The organism is Nitrospiria bacterium (genome assembly GCA_035517655.1).
In the GTDB taxonomy this organism is placed as follows: Bacteria; Nitrospirota; Nitrospiria; order JACQBZ01; family JACQBZ01; genus JACQBZ01.
This window is the reverse complement of sequence record DATIYJ010000007.1, coordinates 1-17502: the sequence shown is the minus strand read 5'-3', so window position 1 is coordinate 17502 and position 17502 is coordinate 1. Positions and strand designations below refer to the sequence as shown.

Here is a 17502-nt window from a genome sequence, read left to right as displayed (position 1 = left end):
CATGCGGGACCGACGTGTGATTTTGATCACCGGCGCGAGCGGAGGTTTGGGGCGAGCGATGGCGCTGAGGTTTGGAATTTCCGGATGTCGAATCGTCATCCACTTTCATCAAAACAAGGAGGCTGCGACAAAGCTGGCCGGCGATCTGGAACGGCTCGGCTCGGAATCGATTGTGCATCAGGCCGACGTTCGATCCCTGGCCGAGATGGAATCGTTGATCGAAACGGCACGGACCCGATGGGGAGGCTTGGACCTGCTGGTGGCCAATGCGGCCGTCCGAAGAGACGGCCTGCTCCTTCGAACCGACGAAGAAGCGTGGGACTCCGTCCTAACAACCAATCTGACCGGCATCTGGAACAGCTTAAAAGCGGCCGGTGCGCTGTTCATTCGACAACAAAACGGGCACGTCATTGCGATCGGCTCGATCGCCGGCATCCACGGAAGAGCGGGACAGGCCAATTATGCCTCGGCAAAAGCTGGATTGATCGGACTCATCCGGTCCGCCGCCGCCGAATGGGGACCCTACAATATCCGCTTGAACGTCGTTCTTCCGGGTGTCCAATCCACAGCCATGACAACGGATCTATCGAAGCAACAGCGCGAAGAGCTGGCCGGACAGAATCTGTTGGGTCATTCCCCGCCGATCACCGACGTCGCCGAGTTCGTTTATTGTTTATCCAGGATGACCGGCGTATCCGGGCAAGTCTTTAATCTCGACAGCCGCATCTTCTAATGCCCTATGGGACCCCACAGGGAATATTTATAACCGGAACGGACACCGGCGTCGGCAAGACGATCGTGGCGGCCGTCTTGGCCGCGCGCTTCAAAAAAAGCGGATTCAATGTGGGAGTGATGAAACCCGTTCAGACGGGTTGCCTGTCTCGACGGGGAGAACGGATCGCTCCCGACGCCCTCTTTTTATTGCAAGCGGCCGGCGTCGATGACCCGATGGATTGGGTTTGTCCTTATCGATTTAAGACTCCGGCGGCGCCGTTGGTGGCGGCCGACCGTGAAAGAAGAACGATCGAATTGGACCAAATCGCGGAAGCGTATGCCCATCTTATATCCCGGCACCGGATCGTCGTGGTCGAAGGAATCGGCGGCTTGCTTACGCCCATCACGCCGACGGTCTCGGCCCTCGATCTGGCGCTTCTTTTAAAGTTGCCGCTGATCGTGGTCGCATCAACCCGGATTGGAACCCTGAATCATACCTTGCTGACCGTTCGGTGGGCTCAGCAGGCCGGGGCCACGGTCCTGGGTATAATCTTCAACCAACCCCAAGCGTCGGCTCGAAGCATCGCCGAAAAAACGAACCCGCAGGTCATTGCCAGGCTGTGTGCCGTTCCGGTTCTGGGAACGCTTCCATTCATGGCCGGAGTGAGCGTGGAGAAGGGACGTTTAGGCCGTGTGAGGGCTCTCGGTGACCACCTGAATAAAGGCCTCCACCACCTGGGGATCAAACTGAACCCCTGAATGACGACGCAGTTCATTGATCGCCACCTCGGTCGGGAGACCCTTGCGGTAGGGGCGGTTGGTCGTCATGGCATCAAAGGCGTCCAGAACGGCCACGATTCTCGACCCGATCGGAATCTGATGGCCCGACAACCCCGTCGGATATCCTTTTCCATCATATCGCTCCTGATGATGATAGACGATCGGAACCACCGGCGCCAGAAACTTCACCTCGCGGAGGATCTCCGCCCCTTTGGCGGGATGCGTTTTCATCTCCTCATACTCTTCCGGAGTAAGCTTGCCGGGCTTGGTCAGGATTGTTTCCTTCACCCCGATTTTCCCGATGTCATGCAACGCGGCCGCGTACTTCAGCCAGATCCGCTCCTCGGACGAGACGTTCAGGCGTTCCGCGATGGAGATCGCCAGATCGACCAATCGATCCCCATGGCCGCCGGTATAGACATCTTTCACCTCGATCGCCTGGGCTAGCGCGTTGACCGTCTCGAAATAAAAGTCCTCCAATTCACGGTTCTTCGCCTCGATCACCTCGAACAGCTTGGCATTCTCAATGGCGATGGCGGCTTGACCGCACAAGATGGACGCCAGCTCCAGGTCGCTTGGGTTGTACGAAGCATTGCCGGGTCTCTTGCAAAGGATCAGGATGCCGGTGAGCCGGTCCTTCGAAACAAAGGGCACGATCACGACCGCCGCCAGCCCGGACCGGTGGAGAAGACTTTTCATGTCGTCCGTCAGGGAAGTCCCGTCCTCCAGAAGCAGGGGAATCTTCTTTTCCATCGCCCACGGGCCGAATGTTTCCCGGATTCGTTGAAAGGTTTCATTCGAAATTCCGTCCGGCAGAATAAAACAGGATTCCGGTTTGACGGCATAGGTCCGATCATCCACCAACATCACGGCCGCGGCGTCGGACCGGGTTTCTTTCGAGACAACGCGGACGAACGTTTCCAACAGCGACTTCAAATGCAGATCGGAGAGCAGCGTTTTGCCCACCTCAAAGAGCGGGACCAGTAATTTCAGACGCATGTTCTCACGAAGGAGCCGGTACTTTTCAAGGGCGTCCCGCACCGACTGGACCAATTCCTCCTCGGAAAAGGGTTTGATCACAAACCCCTGGGCACCGAGCTTCATCGCTTCAACGGCGTTGTCGATCGTGCCGTAGCCCGTCATGACCACCGAAACAATCTCTTTTTGAATCTCCTTAATGGTCCGGAGGAGCTTGAGTCCATCCATCCCCGGCATACTAATGTCGGTCAGCAGCAGGTCAAAGGGCTGCAGTCGGGCCAGCTCAACGGCCGCTTTGGCGCTGGCCGCGGTAAAGGTCTGATAGGACTCGTGCTTGAGGATTTCAGAACACAAGCGGCGGATGTGTTCCTCGTCATCGACGATCAGAATGCATTGGCTCATGCCTTGATCATCCTTTCCCGGCTGAAGCTTCCAAAATGAACTGCGGGTGAACCTTCAAAACTGGGAGCAACCCATGATTACCGATGGATGGGCCGGGAATCTTCCTGAAGGCGGACTCCGGCATAATAACAGCAATTAAAATCGTCCAGATCGTTGATAAAGGACCGCTCCACGCCGTCCCGAAAAGTAATCCGGACAAAACAAAATCCACCCGCCATGGTGGACGAGCGCTGTTCGGTCACCACGCCGATCCCCCACTGGGGATACCTGAGATGAATGACCTGGTCGCCTAATTTCAGGAAGAGCCTCCGCATTCAAGCCGTCCTTCTTGACGCCCGTGCGCGCATGGCTTTGTCGGACCGAAGCCGCCGGGCGAAAGTCGATGAAAGTATAGAGAACAGGTTATTCTTTGTCAAGGAGACCTCAAGGCCGGGTCCTGAACTTGAGATTTTTCGACGCCAGCATGAACGAAGCTTCGGCAAACAAACCGCTCCCGCAATAATGAATGTTTTCTCACAGATATGCACGATCTGGAAAATTCGGAAGGCGGCAAGATCTTTTATTCGTACCGAAGCGCCTCGATGGGGTCCAGCGAGGCGGCTCGGCGGGCGGGATACAGGCCGAAAAATACACCGATCGCGATCGAGAAGACAGAGGCCAGCATGATGGATCTCAGCGAAATGATGGTCGGCCAGTGAACGAATGTCGAGATGATCCGGGAACTGGCCACACCCAGAATCACGCCGAGGATCCCGCCGGCCAGCGACAGAACCACCGCCTCGACGAGGAACTGCAGAAGGATATCCCGGCTTCTCGCCCCGACCGCCATCCGGATGCCGATCTCCCGCGTCCGCTCGGTGACCGAAACCAGCATGATGTTCATGATCCCGATCCCTCCGACAATCAGGGAGACCGATGCGATGCTTCCCAGAAGCAGCGTCATAATTTGAGAAGAGGCCTCGGCGGCCGCCGCGATATCGGTCATATTCCGGACGGTGAAGTCGTCATCCTGTTTGGGCGGGATATGGTGCCGTTGATGGAGAAGCCGTTGAATTTCCTCCTCCGCCGCAACGGTTTCCTCCGGAGAATTGGCCGAAATCATAATGGCCTGCACGTAGGTCACACCCATGATGCGTTTTTGGAGAGTCGAAAGAGGGATGATCACGGTATCGTCCTGGTCCTGTCCCATCGCGGACTGGCCTTTGGGTGAAAGAAGCCCGACGACCCTGAACGGGACGTTTTGGATTCGGATGATCTGGCCGATCGGATCCTGCGAACCGAACAGGTTGGTCGCCACCGTCTTGCCGATCACCGCCGCCTTCGTCGCGCCGTCGTAATCCGATTGGGTAAAGGAGCCTCCCGAATCGAAGGACCAATCCCGCACCGCAAAATAGTCCGGCGTGCTTCCCGTAACACCCGTGGACCAGTTCTGGTTCGCGCTCACCACCTGGGCCACCGTTCGAAGCGACGGAGCCGCGAGACGGACCGAGGACAATTCCTTCTGGATTGCAAGCGCGTCGTCCTCCGTCAGGGTGGTCACCGATCCGGAACCGGCGTGAACCCCTCCCTGGGTCGTGCTGCCCGGGAAAACCATCAGCAGGTTGGAGCCGATGCTGGCGATCTGGCTCTCGATTTGCGCTTTGGCGCCCTGCCCGACCGCCACCATGGCGATCACGGCCGCCACCCCGATGATGATTCCCAGCATGGTCAGGACGGATCTCATGGTATTGCGGGCCAGGGCCCTGCCCGCAATCTTGAAAATCATCAGAAAATTCACGGGGACTCCTCCGCTTCCTTTGAAACATCCAAAAGCCCTTTGGACAAGACCTCCTTCGCATCGGCATGATGAGAGACGGACCGATCGGAGCGAATGGTTCCATCCCGAAATGTGATAACCCGCGCGGCATAGGTGGCGATGTCCGGCTCATGAGTCACCACCATAATCGTGATGCCATCGCGATTCAGCTCCTGAAAAAGGGCCATGATCTCGACCGAGGTCCGCGTGTCCAGGTTGCCGGTCGGCTCATCCGCCAGGATCAAGGGCGGCCGCATCACCAGCGCCCGCGCGATCGCGACCCGCTGCTGTTGGCCTCCCGAAAGCTGGTTCGGGTAATGGTACCGTCGGTCTCCCAAGCCGACCCGCTCCAACGCCTCGCCGGCTTTCGCGGCCCGCTCGCGACCCGAGAGGCCGTCGTAAAGGATCGGAAGCTCCACATTCTCGATCGCGGTCGTCCGGTGGAGGAGGTTAAACCCCTGAAAGACGAAGCCGACCTTGTGATTCCGGATCCGGGCCCGATCATTCGGTCCGAGTCCCCCGACATCCACACCGTCTAAAAGATACCGACCGCGGGTCGGCCGGTCCAAACATCCCAGGATGTGCATCATGGTGGATTTCCCCGATCCCGACGGCCCCATAATCGCGACAAACTCTCCATGAGGAATGGAAAGAGACACCCCTTTCAAAGCGGCCAACTCGATCTCGCCGGTTTGATAAATTTTCCAGAGGTCCTCGATCTGGATCAACGGCAGCGTCATCTTTTAAATCCCGCGATCCCCCCGTTAGAACCGCATAAACGGCGGTCTTCCCCCGCCTTGCGACGAACCGTTCTTTTGGATCTTTTCGACGATCGCTTCATCGCCCGGCTTCAACGGTCCCGAGACCACTTCGGTAAAGTTCCCGTCGTTCAATCCCAAAGCGACCGACACCGGAACCGGAGCGCCGTTCTGTAAGATCCAGATCTTGGCGGCATCGGCTTTGCCCGCCTTGGGCGAACTTTCCGCGCCCGGGGCTCTTTCGGGACTATAACGGAGCGCCGCGTTGGGAAGTTTAACGGCGTTGTCCCGATGGCCGACTTTGATCGTGATATTGGCCGTCATTCCCGGCTTGAGCTTCAGATCGGGGTTCTTGACCCGGATAATCGCATCATAGGTAACGACGTTCTGAACCACCAGCGGCTCGTTGTAGATGTCGTGGACCGTCCCATGAAACGGAGTCGTGGGATACGCGTCGACGGTGAACTCCGACTCCTGACCGAGCCGCACCTTCCCGATGTCGGCTTCATCGACGCTGGTGTCGACCTGCATCTCGGTCAGGTCTTGCGCAATGGTGAAAAGCGTGGGGGCCTGAAGCGAAGCGGCCACGGTCTGGCCCACGTCCACGGTCCGTGAGATCACGATCCCGTCAACGGGAGACCGGATGGTGGTGTAGCGAAGGTTCGTCTCGGTCAGTTTGAGAGAGGCCCGGTCCTCCAAGACTTGCGCCTCGGCGGCCTTCTGTTCGGCCAAGGCGGAGTCGTACGCGGTCTGCGTGGTATCCTTGTCGCTTTGGGCGACTAAGTTCTTCGAGAGAAGTTCCTCCATTCGGCCGAGGTTGCGCTTGGCGTCCACGACGACCACCCGCGCTTTTTCCTGATTGGCCTCGTCGTTGGCCAGCTTCGCCCGGGCCTGCTCCACCTGGGCTTCAAATAGCGCCGGGTCGATCTGGGCCACGATCTGTCCCTTTTTCACCTCGGAGTTGAAATCGGCGAAGAGCCGCTGGATCGTTCCGGAAACCTGGCTTCCCACCTGAACGGTGACGACGGCGTTGACCTTCCCGGTCGCTGAAACGGTGGCCGTGATCTCGCCCTGTTCCACTTTCTTGGTCTTATATTGCACGGCCGATTTACCGTCCCGGAAGAAAAAGAACCCCAGGATGGCGACGATCAGAAGACCGACGATCAGGTACCACTTTTTTCTTAAAAAGGTCATGTCACCTCATTAACATAGATCACGGATTCCGGACTATTCCTTTCGCCCCATCGCCTTTTGCAACTGGGCCTCGGCCACCCGGTAGTCGTAGAGGGCCTGAACCTGGGAGGTCTTGGCATTTGTCAGGAGCACTTGGGCGTCGGTTTGCTCCACCGTTGTCCCCACACCGGCCTGAAACCGGCCGTTCGCCAGATCCAGGTTTTCTTCGGCTTGGCGAACCACGATCTCCGAGGTCTGAACCCTCTTTTCAGCCTCCGTGAGATTTGAAAAAGCCTGGTGGACTTCGAGAATTATATTCTGCCGAAACGCCTCTTCGTTCGCCCCGATCACGACCTGATTGGCCCGGGCCTGCGCGATTTGGGATTGCATCAAGTAACCGGAAAAAATCGAAAAGGTCAGGCTCACCCCCGCATCCCAATTCCGGACCAACGGGAAATCCTCCCCGCCATAGGAGTAGTCGGCCACGCCGGAAAGCACGGGGAAATAATTACGTTGAGCCGAGCGAACCGACGCCTCCGCGGCCTGACGCTGCGCCGAAAGCGAGAGTAATTCCGGCCGGTTCGCAAGGGCCTCCTGGATGGCCTGATCCTCGGAGATCTCGAACTTTTGAAAACTCAGCAGGTCTTCCAACTCCCCAATGGGCCGTTCCGGCACGCCCATGGTGTTCGCCAACGTCACTCGGGCCACCGTTTCAGCATTCTGGGCGTTGATGAGATTAAGTTGCGCGTTGGTAAGATTCACTTCCGCCGTTGTGACGTCGTATCGCGTGCGCGTGCCCGCCTGGAAAAATCCTTCCGCCTGTTTAAGATGCTGTTCGAACTGTTGGACCGTCTCATCCTGGACCTGAACCAGGCGCCGGGCCTGCAAAAGGCCGAAGTAGGCCACCTTGACGTTGACCGTAACCGTTTGCCGGGAAGCCTCTTCACTCCAGCTGCTCCCCTGCATATTTTCGCGCGCGGCCTCGACGTCCGCGCCGACCTTCCCAAAATCGAAGATGCGTTGTTGCAGCGTGAGGGTCGCCGAGTAGTTGTTAAACGACTCGTTGAGGCTCCCGGAGGAGGAACCTCTCAAAGAGGTATTCCCCAGAGCGGCCGAATTGCCGGAGCTGTTGACATTGGCGGTCGCGCGCTGATAACTCGACCCGAGGCTGAGCTGGGGGAAGAAATTCGACCGGGCCACATCCACGAGCGCCTGCTGAGCCTGCAAGGCCCCCCTCGCGGCCAGGAGACTGGGGTGATGACTGAGCGCGATCTCGACGGCTTCGTGCAGGGCCAGACGACCGGCGGCCGCCGAGGGCTCTCCGGCGGAAACCGGGGCTGAAACGATCAGCAGGGACATCCACAGTCCCAAACTATAGACGCGACAACGAATCCGATCCATGCCCATACCTCGAAAAGGTCTTACTTGACCATTGTGGGTTCCGACGTTCTCTCCTCCACGGATTCCCTCGAAGCGATATGCTCCTGCACCGCGGGCGGACGACGCTTCCGTCTGCCGGTGAGCCGCTCCTGGAGCGATTCCAGATAAAGGTAGATCACCGGGGTGATGTACAGGGTCACCAGCTGAGAAACGATCAGGCCGCCCACGACCGTCAGACCCAGGGGGCGCCGGGCCCCGGCTCCCGCTCCTATGCCCAGCGCGATCGGAAGGGTGCCCATGAAGGCCGCCATCGTCGTCATCATAATCGGCCGGAACCGGATCAGACAACCCTCGACGATCGCGTCCAGGGGGCTCTTCCCCTCTTTGCGCTGCGCCTCGAGCGCAAAATCGATCATCATGATGGCATTTTTCTTCACGATGCCGAGCAGCATCAGGAGTCCGACGAAGCCGTAGACGTTAAGCTCCATATGGAAGATCAGCAGGGTCAACAACGCCCCGAACGCGGCGGAGGGAAGACCCGATAAAATCGTCAACGGATGAGTAAAGCTTTCATAGAGAATCCCCAGCACGATGTAAATAACCAGAACGGCCAGAAGCAGCAGAACCCAAAGGCCCTGAAGCGAAGACTGGAATGCCTGGGCCGTTCCTTGAAAACTGGCGTTGAGCGTTGCGGGGGTGCGCAGCTCACGCGCGAGTTTTTCAACCTGCCGCACGGCGTCGCTGAGCGAGACTCCGGGTCGAAGGTTGAACGAGATCGTGGCGGAGGGAAGCTGGCCGAGATGGGAGACGGTGAGCGGTCCGACGCTCTGGGTCAGCTTGGCCACGGCGTTCAAAGGAACCAGCGGTCCGGAAGCCGAGCGGATGTAGAGCTTCGAGATGGCCGCGGGATCCCGTTGGTACTGCGGCTCCAGTTCCATGATCACCCAGTACTGGTTGGTGGGCGTGTAGATCGTGGAAACCTGCCTTTCCCCGTAGGCGTCGTACAAGGCATTTTCGATCTGATCGGCCGTGACGCCGAGCGCGGAGGCCCGGTCCCGGTCGATATCAACGACGACTTGGGGGCTGTGGATCAGAAGATCGGTCGTTACGTCCTGGAATCCCGGCAGCGCGCTCATTTTCTCCTCGAGCACGCCGGTCCAGTGATAAAGCTCCTGGGGATCCGTGTCCTGCAGCGTGTACTGGTACTGGCTCTTGGTCAACTGTCCTCCGATCCGGATGATCGGCAGGTTCTGCAAAAAAACGGACACCCCCGGAACCGTCATCAGCTTGGGGCGCAACCGCTGAATCACCTCGTCCGCCGTCGGACGCTGCGAGGCCGGCTTGAGGCGGATGAAGACTCTGCCGGTGTTCAACGTCGCGTTGGGACCTCCCGCGCCGATGGAGGACATAAACGATTCCACCGCGGGGTCCTGCCGGACGATCTCGGCCACGGCTTTTTGATGTTCCATCATGGCGTCGAAGGAGATGTCGTCCGACGCCTGGGTGAAGCCGAAAAGGAGGCCGACATCCTCCGTCGGGATGAACCCCTTCGGCATTTCGACAAAGAGATAGGCCGTGGCCAGAAGGAGAAGAACGAAGAACGCCATGAGGGTCCGGCGATAAGCCAATAAACGCTTCAGGCTGCTTTCGTAGGCGTGAAACATCGCCTGGAAGAACCGCTCCGACGCCTCAAACAAGCGCCCGTGCTTCCGGTGGCCTGGCGGGCGTAGAAAACGACTGCAGAGCATGGGCGTCAGGGTCAGCGAGGTGAAACCGGAAACAAGAACCGCCGACACGATCGTCACCGCAAATTCATGAAGCAGCCGCCCCAGCACCCCCCCCATCAAAAGCACCGGAAGGAACACCGCGGCCAGCGAGAGGGTCATCGACAGAATGGTGAACCCGATTTCGGCCGAGCCGTCCAGCGCCGCCGTAAGCACGCCTTTCCCCTTTTCCATGTGCCGCACGATATTCTCCAGGACGACGATCGCGTCGTCCACCACGAACCCCACGGACAGGATCATGGCCAGCAGGGAAAGGTTATCGACGCTGTAGCCCAACAGATACATCACCGTGAACGTGCCGATGAGCGCCATCGGAAGCGCCAGGCTGGGAATCACCGTGGCCGACACATTTCGCAGAAACAGGAAGATCACCAGGACCACCAGCCCGACGGCCAGAAGCAGCGTGGATTGCACGTCGTGGACCGATTCGCGGATCGATTCCGAACGGTCATAGAGCGTCTCCAGGTTTACGGCCGCCGGCATCTGGATTCGAAACGCGGGGAGCAGTTTCTTGATGGCGTCGACCACCTCGATCGTGTTGGTTCCCGGTTGACGCTGGATGGCCAGAATGACGGCCCGGGTACCGTTGTACCAGCTGGCTACCTTGTCGGTCTGGACGCTGTCGATGACGCGACCCAGTTCCTCCAAACGGACGGGGGATCCGTCGCGGTAGGCCACTATGAGACGCCGATAGGCGGAAGCGTCGGTGAGCTGGCCGTTGGCCTGGACGGTGAAGGCCTGATGCGTTCCGTAGAGCGTCCCGGTCGGCACGTTCACATTTCCGGCTTCCACGGCTTTCTCGACATCGTCGATGCCGATTCCACGCGAGGCCAGGGCGTCGGGATCGAGCTGAACCCGGACGGCATACTTCTGTGAGCCGAAGACCTGGACCTGAGCCACGCCGTTGATCATCGAGATGCGCTGCGCCATCAGGGTCTCGGCGTATTCGTCCACGGCCGAGAGGGGCAGGCTCGGGGAGCTCAGCGCCAGGAAGAGAATGGGCTGCTCGGCCGGGTTGACTTTCTGATAGGTCGGAGGCGTCGGCATGTCCGGCGGCAGAGTTCTCGCCGCGGCCGCGATGGCCGATTGGATATCCTGCGCGGCGGCGTCGATGTTTCGGTCCAGACTGAATTGAACCGTAATCTGAGTGACCCCGAGCGCGCTGTTGGACGTCATGGAATCGATGCCCGCGATGGTCGAGAATTGACGCTCCAAGGGGGTGGCCACGGAGGAGGCCATCGTTTCGGCGCCGGCCCCCGGAAGGCTCGCCGAGACCTGAATCGTGGGAAAGTCGACGTTGGGAAGCTGGCTCACGGGCAACAAACTGTAGCTCACGATGCCGAAAAGCAGGATGGCCGACATGACGAGCGTCGTCATGATGGGCCGGCGGATGAACAGTTCCGGAATGCTCATGGGGTTTTCCCCGGCGCTTTTTCCGGATCCATCTCGCCCGGAGGCGCCGTTTTGATCTCAACCTTCACCCCGGAAACGAGCCGGAGCTGGCCGTCGGTCACGACCCGCTCGCCGGGCGCAAGCCCCTGGTTGATCACCGTTTCCCCGTTCACCTCCTGCGCCGCCACGACCGGGCGGGATTCCACCGTCTGGTCGGATTTGACCACAAAAACATAGGAGCCCTGCTGTCCCGTTTGGATCGCCTGCGAGGGCACCACCACCGCGTCCGGCTGCATGGTTAATGTTAAAACCACATTCACGAATTGCCCCGGCCAGAGGGTTTCCGCCTCGTTTGGAAAGAGGGCTTTGAGCTGAATCGTCCCCGTTGTGTTATTCACGGCATTGTCCACAAAGGTCAGTCGTCCATGAGCCGCAGGCGACTTGCCGTTGGGAACGATCGCCTCGACGGCCAACGGGCCGAGCGCCCGGTGCCTCCGGATATCCGATAAATCCTTCTCCGGAACGGAAAAGGCCACATAGATCGGGCGGACCTGGTTGATCGTCACCAGCGGGTGGTCGGGGTCGTCCACCTTGACGAGATTGCCCGGGTAGACCAGAAGGGTTCCGGCCACGCCATCGACGGGGGATCGGATCGAACAGTAATCGAGTTGGAGCTTGGCCTGGTCTACAGCCGCTTGGTCCGCAAGGAGGGTGCCCTCATAGGCCCCGGAGTTGGCGCGAAGTTGTTCATACTGTTCCTGGCTGACGTACTGCTTTTGGAGCAGTTGTTCATACCGGTTGGCCTCCAGCCGTGCGTTTTCGGCCTGCGCGCGGTCACGGGCCAGATTGGCTTCGGCCTGTTTGAGCTGCACTTCGAAGGGGCGGGCATCGATGGTAAACAGAAGGGCCCCCTGCTTGACCTCCTGGCCTTCATTGAAGTAGGCCCGGGTCAGGGTTCCCTCAACGAGGCTTTTGACGACGACCGTGGAATACGACTGCACGTTCCCGATGGCGCGCAACTCGACCGGCATGGGCTTTTGGACGACGGGGCTCACGAGAACCGGAACGGCGGGCGCCCCTTTGGCATCCTTTTTCGGGGTTTGTCCCGAGGATTGGCCGGAGCAGGCCGAGAGGAAGACCGCGACCGCCAGGAACGCCGTTGCCGTTCTCGGAAAGAGCGGCCCGATACGGCATGAAACCCCGACTGTTTGAAAGACCGACGAAGGACGCCCCATCCTCTCCTGCACCCGTGTCCCGTTAACGATCCTCGCGACCGACAACCCCTTTGAACACCATTCCGAGCAAAGCGATTCCATCCAGGATCTTTTGCAATTCCGATGCGGACCGGTCCGCAAGCATTTTTCTCACCAGCGAACATACCGTTTCACGAACATGCCGGAGACGCTGAGAGCCGTTCCGGGTGAGAGTCAGCACCACATGCCGGCGTTTCTGAGGATGCGCTGCGCGGTTGACCAGACCTTGCCGCACCAAGCGGTTCACGACAGAGGACGCGGTGGCCGGGGTGACGCCAAGATGGTCCGCCACGCCGGAGAGATCGGTGCCCGGACACCGGTCCACATAAACCAGCGTCCGCAACTGAGCCACCGAAAGAAACGGCGCGCCATGGCCGCGCATTTCCCGTCGGATGAAGCGCATGACCATGGGAACCGTTTCCATGATTTCCCGAGCGCAACGCTCGTCTGTCGACCTAACGGCCATGCCTGTCTTTGTTCCTCGGACCGTCGTACGGTATGATGAACTAATAATTAGCTTATCTAAATATATCGGATTGTTCTCCTCTTGTCAAATACTTTCAAGACGGCGGCCTTCATTTTACAGGAGGCGGCCGAAAACACAAGGGGCGGTTCATACCGCCCCTTGTCACGTCCGGGAGGGCCCCGATGTTCAACCCTGCTTTTCGGGCATATCGTTGGGATGGGCCATAGGTCCGTGACCGTGCCCGTTCCTTCCGGCTCCCGCTTCGTGTCCCGGCATCATCCTCTGATGCCATTTCTCGCGCTGTTCCGGCGTCAGAACGGCCGCCGCGGCGCGCAGGGCCTTTACCCCTTCCAGACGCATGGCGGTACGGGCGCTTTCGGATTTTTGAAGCGCCGACTCTATCGTCGGCAGTTCAACCTTCTCGTTGAAAATATCCGCCCGGACATCCAGATTGGCCAGTTTCATGTCCGCTTCGCTTTGGATGCGGCTCTTTTCATGTTCAAGCGCAATGGCCTTGATTTTGGTTTCCTGGTCCGCGGATAAACCGAGCGCCTTCTGGGACCGGATCAACCCGTGCAATGCGTGACCGACCCTGTCGCGCATGTCTCCGCGATGCATATCACAGTGGCGGCCCATCATGGCCCTCGGGCCCGAATCGGCGAGAACACCGGTCGCCAGAACGGCGCCCCCGACCAGCAGGGCTCCAAGGACGAGCGCGAGCGATAACCGGGATTTTTTTGTCATTGTTGTATTCGACATTTTGATCTCCTCTTACGAATCGAGAACATCAGAGGCTGTTCTCATTGGCCTTCATACCCGTCAAATGCCGGCGAAGCCTAAGGCATGTCTGTCGCTTCGCCGCCGATCCTCCGCACATCACCTCCCTTGACCCATGCAGTCCGGCGGTCTGAATCATCGGATGCTTCAACGACCGCCGGCCGACCTGATCATCTTTCCGTATGCAATGCCCGCCGTTCACCGGGAACGGCCGCCGCAACGGGAAAATTCACCGACACGCTTTCGCTTCCTGTAGATGCCGGCCGACCGTCCTTCATCCCGGCAAGGTCATGGACCGAGGGCAAGGCGGACGCGTTCCAGCCGCCGCCCAGCGCTTTGATCAAGAGCACGCTGGCGGACATCCGGTTGCCGAGGATGTTGGCCGCGGTCCGCTCATTGGACAGCGCAATGACTTCAACCGTGACCACATCAAGGTAGTTGACGATTCCGGCCTTGTACTGGTTCGTGGTCAACGTTACGGATTGCCGGGCGGCCTGTACCGCCTCATCCTGCACCCGGGCCTCTTCATCCAGGATGCGGAGCGCGGCCAGATTATCCTCCACCTCCTGGAAGCCCGTCAGCACCGTCTGGCGATAGGACGCCACGTCCGCGTCATAAGCCGCCCGCACTTGGTCGGTTTGCGCCCGTCGAAGACCCCCGTCGAACACGGTTTCCAGGATCGCGGGGCCGATCGCCCAGAAGCGACTGGGCCACATCAGCCACGAGGCCAGATCCGAGGCTTGGAAGCCCCCCGACGCGCCCAGTGTGACGGCGGGAAAGAACGCGGCCTTGGCGACGCCGATCTCCGCGTTTCCGGCCGCGACGCGCCGCTCGGCCGCCGCGATATCGGGCCGACGTTCGAGCAGCTCCGATGGGACGCCGACGGGAATGACCGGCGGGATCGCGGTCAGAGGCACGACGGGAATGGAAAAGAGCGAAGCCGGTGTCCCGATGAGCAGCGCGATGGCATGCTCCAGTTGCGCGCGCTGCACGCCGACGTCCAGAGCCTGGGCCTCGGTGGTCTTGAGTAGGGTTTCGGCCTGGAGGATATCCGATTTGGCCGCGACGCCGCTTGCGTACCTATTCTTTGTAAGTTCAAGGGATCTTTGATAGTCAACGACCGCAGAGTCCAGAAGCCCTTTCTGGGCATCGAGCGCACGCAATTGAAAATAGTCCTGCGCAAGTTCGGCGCGGACGCTCAGGCGGGTTGCTTCAAGGTCCGCCGCGCTCGCCTGGGCGCTCGCCTCGTTGGCCTCGACGGTGCGGCGAATCCGGCCCCAGACATCCGCCTCCCAGGACGCCTCGACGGGCAATGAATAGACCTTGGTGTTGCCGGCAAGACCGGACGGTTTATTGGACCGAGTGAACGAGGCACCCGCGGTGACTGTTGGAAAGTAGCTTGACCGAGCCGCCTGAACCAGCGCGCGAGCCGCGCGAAACTGCGCTTCCGCCGCGACCACGTTCTGATTGGAAATGTTGACCTGCTCTTCGAGCGTGTTCAGCAACGGATCATTGAAAAGCTCCCACCACGTCCCCCGGACGCCATCGTCCTTGGGTTCCGCCACCTTCCAGCCGTTCATCTCCTTAAAATCGGTCGGCACCTTGATCGTGGGACGCACGTAATCGGGTCCGACTGCGCACGCGCCGAGCAGCGCGAGTGTCGCTGCGAGCACGACAATTCTCACATGTTTTCGATTCATCGCGTCACCATGACGAGAACAAGATCCTACAGGCGGAGTGCGGCGTTCTCGCGGCCGGCGTGTCTGCAGGCCGGTAGCAGCCCTCGCCCGCATGGAGTCTGCTAGCATGGTCAGGCCGAGTTGGCACAGGTCTGCTCTTAAATGAATGAGATTGCATATGTAATGAACCCGCACATGGCTGCCATCATAACCAAGGCGAAAATGAATATAGCATCGGCAAAACGCTCCACTCGATGCATTCTGCCAATATGGCGCCTGCGCAACACCCAATACGACATAAGGCAGGAGACAAGGAACAAGCCTGCATCCACAGCGAGGAAATCATCAGCGAGCGTATTGGTTTTCTGAATGGTAATCACGACGCGTATTAAGCCAATCACCGTCATGCACGCGCCCACCATAGCTGCGGACACAGAGAAAATATGAATGCAAATATTTTCTTCGAGATGGATATTTGAATTCGGCACCTTCAACATCCGGGCGTCTCCGGTGCGCGCTCGCTGGTGGACCGCTCCGAGCGTCTGGCCCATACGTGGAGACACCTGAGACGAAAACGGTCGAGATACACGTAGACCACCGGCGTCGTATACAGCGTCAGTAACTGGCTCACGATCAGACCACCGACGATGGCGACGCCGAGCGGACGGCGCATCTCTGCGCCCTCGCCGAAGCCGATGGCCAGCGGCACCGCGCCCAGCAGCGCCGCCATGGTTGTCATCATGATGGGGCGGAAACGCAGCAGACAGGCCTGGTAGATCGCCTGTTCCGGGCCCAGCCCGTGCCGGCGTTCCGCGTCGAGCGCAAAGTCGATCATCATGATGGCGTTCTTCTTGACGATGCCGATCAGCAGGATGACGCCGATCAAGGCGATGACGCTGAACTCGATGTGAAAAGCCAGCAGCGCGAGGATCGCCCCGACGCCCGCCGACGGCAGGGTGGAAAGGATCGTGATCGGATGCACATAGCTTTCATACAAGATTCCCAGCACGATATAAACGGTCAGAAGCGCCGCCAGAATCAGCCACGGCTGGCTGTCGAGCGAGGACTGGAACGCGCGTGCCGTGCCCTGGAAACTGCCGTGGATCGACGTGGGCACGCCGATGCGGCCGAGCGCGTGCTCGATCGCACGCGCCGCGGCGGACAGCGAAACACCGGGCGACAGATTGAACGAGATCGTGGTTGCCACGAACTGGCCCTGGTGGTTCACGCTGAGCGGCGTGTTCGTAGGTTCGTAATGCGCGAAGGCCGACAGCGGTACTTGCGCCGCGGTGGACGTGCTCACGTAGACGTTGTTCAGCGCCGACGGACTTTGCCCGTACTGGGGCGCGGCTTCCATCACCACGCGGTACTGGTTCAGAGGGTTGTAAATCGTGGAGACCTGGCGCTGGCCGAAGGCGTCGTTCAGCGTCGCATCGATCAGTTCCGGCGTCACGCCGAGGCGCGCGGCGGTGTCCCGGTCGATGACGAGCGTGGTCTGCAGGCCCTTGTCCTGCTGATCCGTGTTCACGTCGGCCAGTTGGGGCAGCTGGCTCAAGGCCCGCAGGATGCGGGGCCCCCAGGCGCGCAGCTCGTCCAGCTCGTCCGCCTGCAGCGTGTACTGGTATTGCGCGTTGCTCTGCCGTCCGCCCATGCGGATATCCTGCGCCGGTTGCAGGAACAGGTTCGCGCCGGGCTCGCGCGCGAGCTTGCCGCGCAGCCGCTCGATCACCAGGTCAGCGGAAAGCTTGCGTTGCGCGAGCGGCTTGAGCGAGATAAACATGAAACCCGAGTTGACCCGTGAACCGCCGGTGAACCCGACCACGCTCTCCACGGCCGGGTCCTGGCTGATGATTCCGGTATAATCGGTGAGTTTCTGCCGCATCGCCTGAAACGAGATGCTCTGATCCGCCTGGATATTGCCGATCAACCGCCCGGTGTCCTGTTGAGGAAAGAAACCCTTGGGTACGATCACGTAAAGGTAGACGTTCAGACAGATGGTGCCAGCAAGCAGCAACAGCATGAAACGCCCGTGCCGGAGCGACCAGGCGAGTGACGTGTCATACCAGCCCAGGACCGCGGCGAACGCGCGCGCGCCGGCGTGATAAACGCGGCTGCGCGCGCGCGCCGCATCCGGCTTCAGCAGCCGCGCGCACATCATCGGGGTGGTCGTG

Annotated in this window: 15 protein-coding genes; 2 read left to right on the top strand and 13 right to left on the bottom strand. The window is 59.8% G+C overall.

Features of this window, described 5'->3' with window-relative positions; translation table 11 throughout:
- The first annotated feature begins 1 nt into the window (after position 1).
- Positions 2–733, top strand: a complete 732-nt coding sequence (locus VLY20_00730) for an SDR family NAD(P)-dependent oxidoreductase (protein HUK55167.1) — start codon at positions 2–4, stop codon at positions 731–733.
- On the top strand, positions 733–1473 hold the full coding sequence (gene bioD, locus VLY20_00725; GenBank protein HUK55166.1) for a dethiobiotin synthase: 741 nt from the start codon (positions 733–735) through the stop codon (positions 1471–1473). Before VLY20_00730 ends, bioD begins: the two co-directional genes overlap by 1 nt.
- Here the strand turns inward: bioD and VLY20_00720 are convergent.
- The 13 genes from VLY20_00720 to VLY20_00660 all read right to left on the bottom strand — a co-directional run.
- Positions 1399–2874, bottom strand: coding sequence for an HD domain-containing phosphohydrolase (locus tag VLY20_00720; GenBank protein ID HUK55165.1), 1476 nt, complete (start codon positions 2872–2874; stop codon positions 1399–1401). The two genes, bioD and VLY20_00720, sit on opposite strands and share 75 nt — an antisense overlap.
- 77 nt (positions 2875–2951) lie before the next feature.
- Positions 2952–3188: a DUF3553 domain-containing protein gene (locus VLY20_00715; protein HUK55164.1), complete on the bottom strand. Its 237-nt coding sequence runs from the start codon at positions 3186–3188 to the stop codon at positions 2952–2954.
- 245 nt (positions 3189–3433) lie between these two features.
- The gene (locus VLY20_00710; GenBank protein HUK55163.1) at positions 3434–4639 is read right to left on the bottom strand and encodes an ABC transporter permease; all 1206 of its coding nucleotides are present in this window, start codon (positions 4637–4639) and stop codon (positions 3434–3436) included.
- Between the two features lie 8 nt (positions 4640–4647).
- Positions 4648–5409, bottom strand: coding sequence for an ABC transporter ATP-binding protein (locus tag VLY20_00705; GenBank protein ID HUK55162.1), 762 nt, complete (start codon positions 5407–5409; stop codon positions 4648–4650).
- Between the two features lie 24 nt (positions 5410–5433).
- Positions 5434–6621, bottom strand: coding sequence for an efflux RND transporter periplasmic adaptor subunit (locus VLY20_00700; protein ID HUK55161.1), 1188 nt, complete (start codon positions 6619–6621; stop codon positions 5434–5436).
- Positions 6622–6654: 33 nt separating this feature from the next.
- Positions 6655–8001: a TolC family protein gene (locus VLY20_00695; GenBank protein HUK55160.1), complete on the bottom strand. Its 1347-nt coding sequence runs from the start codon at positions 7999–8001 to the stop codon at positions 6655–6657.
- 20 nt (positions 8002–8021) lie between these two features.
- A complete protein-coding gene (locus VLY20_00690) occupies positions 8022–11177 on the bottom strand; it encodes an efflux RND transporter permease subunit (protein ID HUK55159.1) in 3156 nt (1051 codons plus the stop codon).
- Positions 11174–12391 (bottom strand): efflux RND transporter periplasmic adaptor subunit, encoded by a 1218-nt coding sequence (locus tag VLY20_00685; protein HUK55158.1) that lies wholly within the window; start codon positions 12389–12391, stop codon positions 11174–11176. Before VLY20_00685 ends, VLY20_00690 begins: the two co-directional genes overlap by 4 nt.
- A 22-nt stretch (positions 12392–12413) precedes the next feature.
- Positions 12414–12833, bottom strand: a complete 420-nt coding sequence (locus tag VLY20_00680) for a MarR family winged helix-turn-helix transcriptional regulator (GenBank protein ID HUK55157.1) — start codon at positions 12831–12833, stop codon at positions 12414–12416.
- Positions 12834–13061: 228 nt separating this feature from the next.
- A complete protein-coding gene (locus VLY20_00675) occupies positions 13062–13634 on the bottom strand; it encodes a periplasmic heavy metal sensor (GenBank protein HUK55156.1) in 573 nt (190 codons plus the stop codon).
- Between the two features lie 188 nt (positions 13635–13822).
- On the bottom strand, positions 13823–15352 hold the full coding sequence (locus VLY20_00670) for an efflux transporter outer membrane subunit (GenBank protein ID HUK55155.1): 1530 nt from the start codon (positions 15350–15352) through the stop codon (positions 13823–13825).
- A gap of 137 nt (positions 15353–15489) precedes the next feature.
- Positions 15490–15828, bottom strand: a complete 339-nt coding sequence (locus VLY20_00665) for a hypothetical protein (protein HUK55154.1) — start codon at positions 15826–15828, stop codon at positions 15490–15492.
- The coding region (locus tag VLY20_00660) for an efflux RND transporter permease subunit (GenBank protein ID HUK55153.1) at positions 15822–17502 on the bottom strand (1681 nt) is incomplete at its 5' end. The genes VLY20_00665 and VLY20_00660, both read right to left, overlap by 7 nt.

Bases quoted from the DNA above. Each gene is read 5' to 3' on its own strand.
- VLY20_00690 (HUK55159.1), bottom strand. From the start codon at position 11,177: ATGAGCATTCCGGAACTGTTCATCCGCCGGCCCATCATGACGACGCTC.
- VLY20_00675 (HUK55156.1), bottom strand. From the start codon at position 13,634: ATGTCGAATACAACAATGACAAAAAAATCCCGGTTATCGCTCGCGCTC.
- VLY20_00695 (HUK55160.1), bottom strand. From the start codon at position 8,001: ATGGATCGGATTCGTTGTCGCGTCTATAGTTTGGGACTGTGGATGTCC.
- bioD (HUK55166.1), top strand. From the start codon at position 733: ATGCCCTATGGGACCCCACAGGGAATATTTATAACCGGAACGGACACC.
- VLY20_00710 (HUK55163.1), bottom strand. From the start codon at position 4,639: ATGATTTTCAAGATTGCGGGCAGGGCCCTGGCCCGCAATACCATGAGA.
- VLY20_00700 (HUK55161.1), bottom strand. From the start codon at position 6,621: ATGACCTTTTTAAGAAAAAAGTGGTACCTGATCGTCGGTCTTCTGATC.
- VLY20_00730 (HUK55167.1), top strand. From the start codon at position 2: ATGCGGGACCGACGTGTGATTTTGATCACCGGCGCGAGCGGAGGTTTG.
- VLY20_00720 (HUK55165.1), bottom strand. From the start codon at position 2,874: ATGAGCCAATGCATTCTGATCGTCGATGACGAGGAACACATCCGCCGC.
- VLY20_00680 (HUK55157.1), bottom strand. From the start codon at position 12,833: ATGGAAACGGTTCCCATGGTCATGCGCTTCATCCGACGGGAAATGCGC.
- VLY20_00685 (HUK55158.1), bottom strand. From the start codon at position 12,391: ATGGGGCGTCCTTCGTCGGTCTTTCAAACAGTCGGGGTTTCATGCCGT.
- VLY20_00670 (HUK55155.1), bottom strand. From the start codon at position 15,352: ATGAATCGAAAACATGTGAGAATTGTCGTGCTCGCAGCGACACTCGCG.
- VLY20_00665 (HUK55154.1), bottom strand. From the start codon at position 15,828: ATGTTGAAGGTGCCGAATTCAAATATCCATCTCGAAGAAAATATTTGC.
- VLY20_00705 (HUK55162.1), bottom strand. From the start codon at position 5,409: ATGACGCTGCCGTTGATCCAGATCGAGGACCTCTGGAAAATTTATCAA.
- VLY20_00715 (HUK55164.1), bottom strand. From the start codon at position 3,188: ATGCGGAGGCTCTTCCTGAAATTAGGCGACCAGGTCATTCATCTCAGG.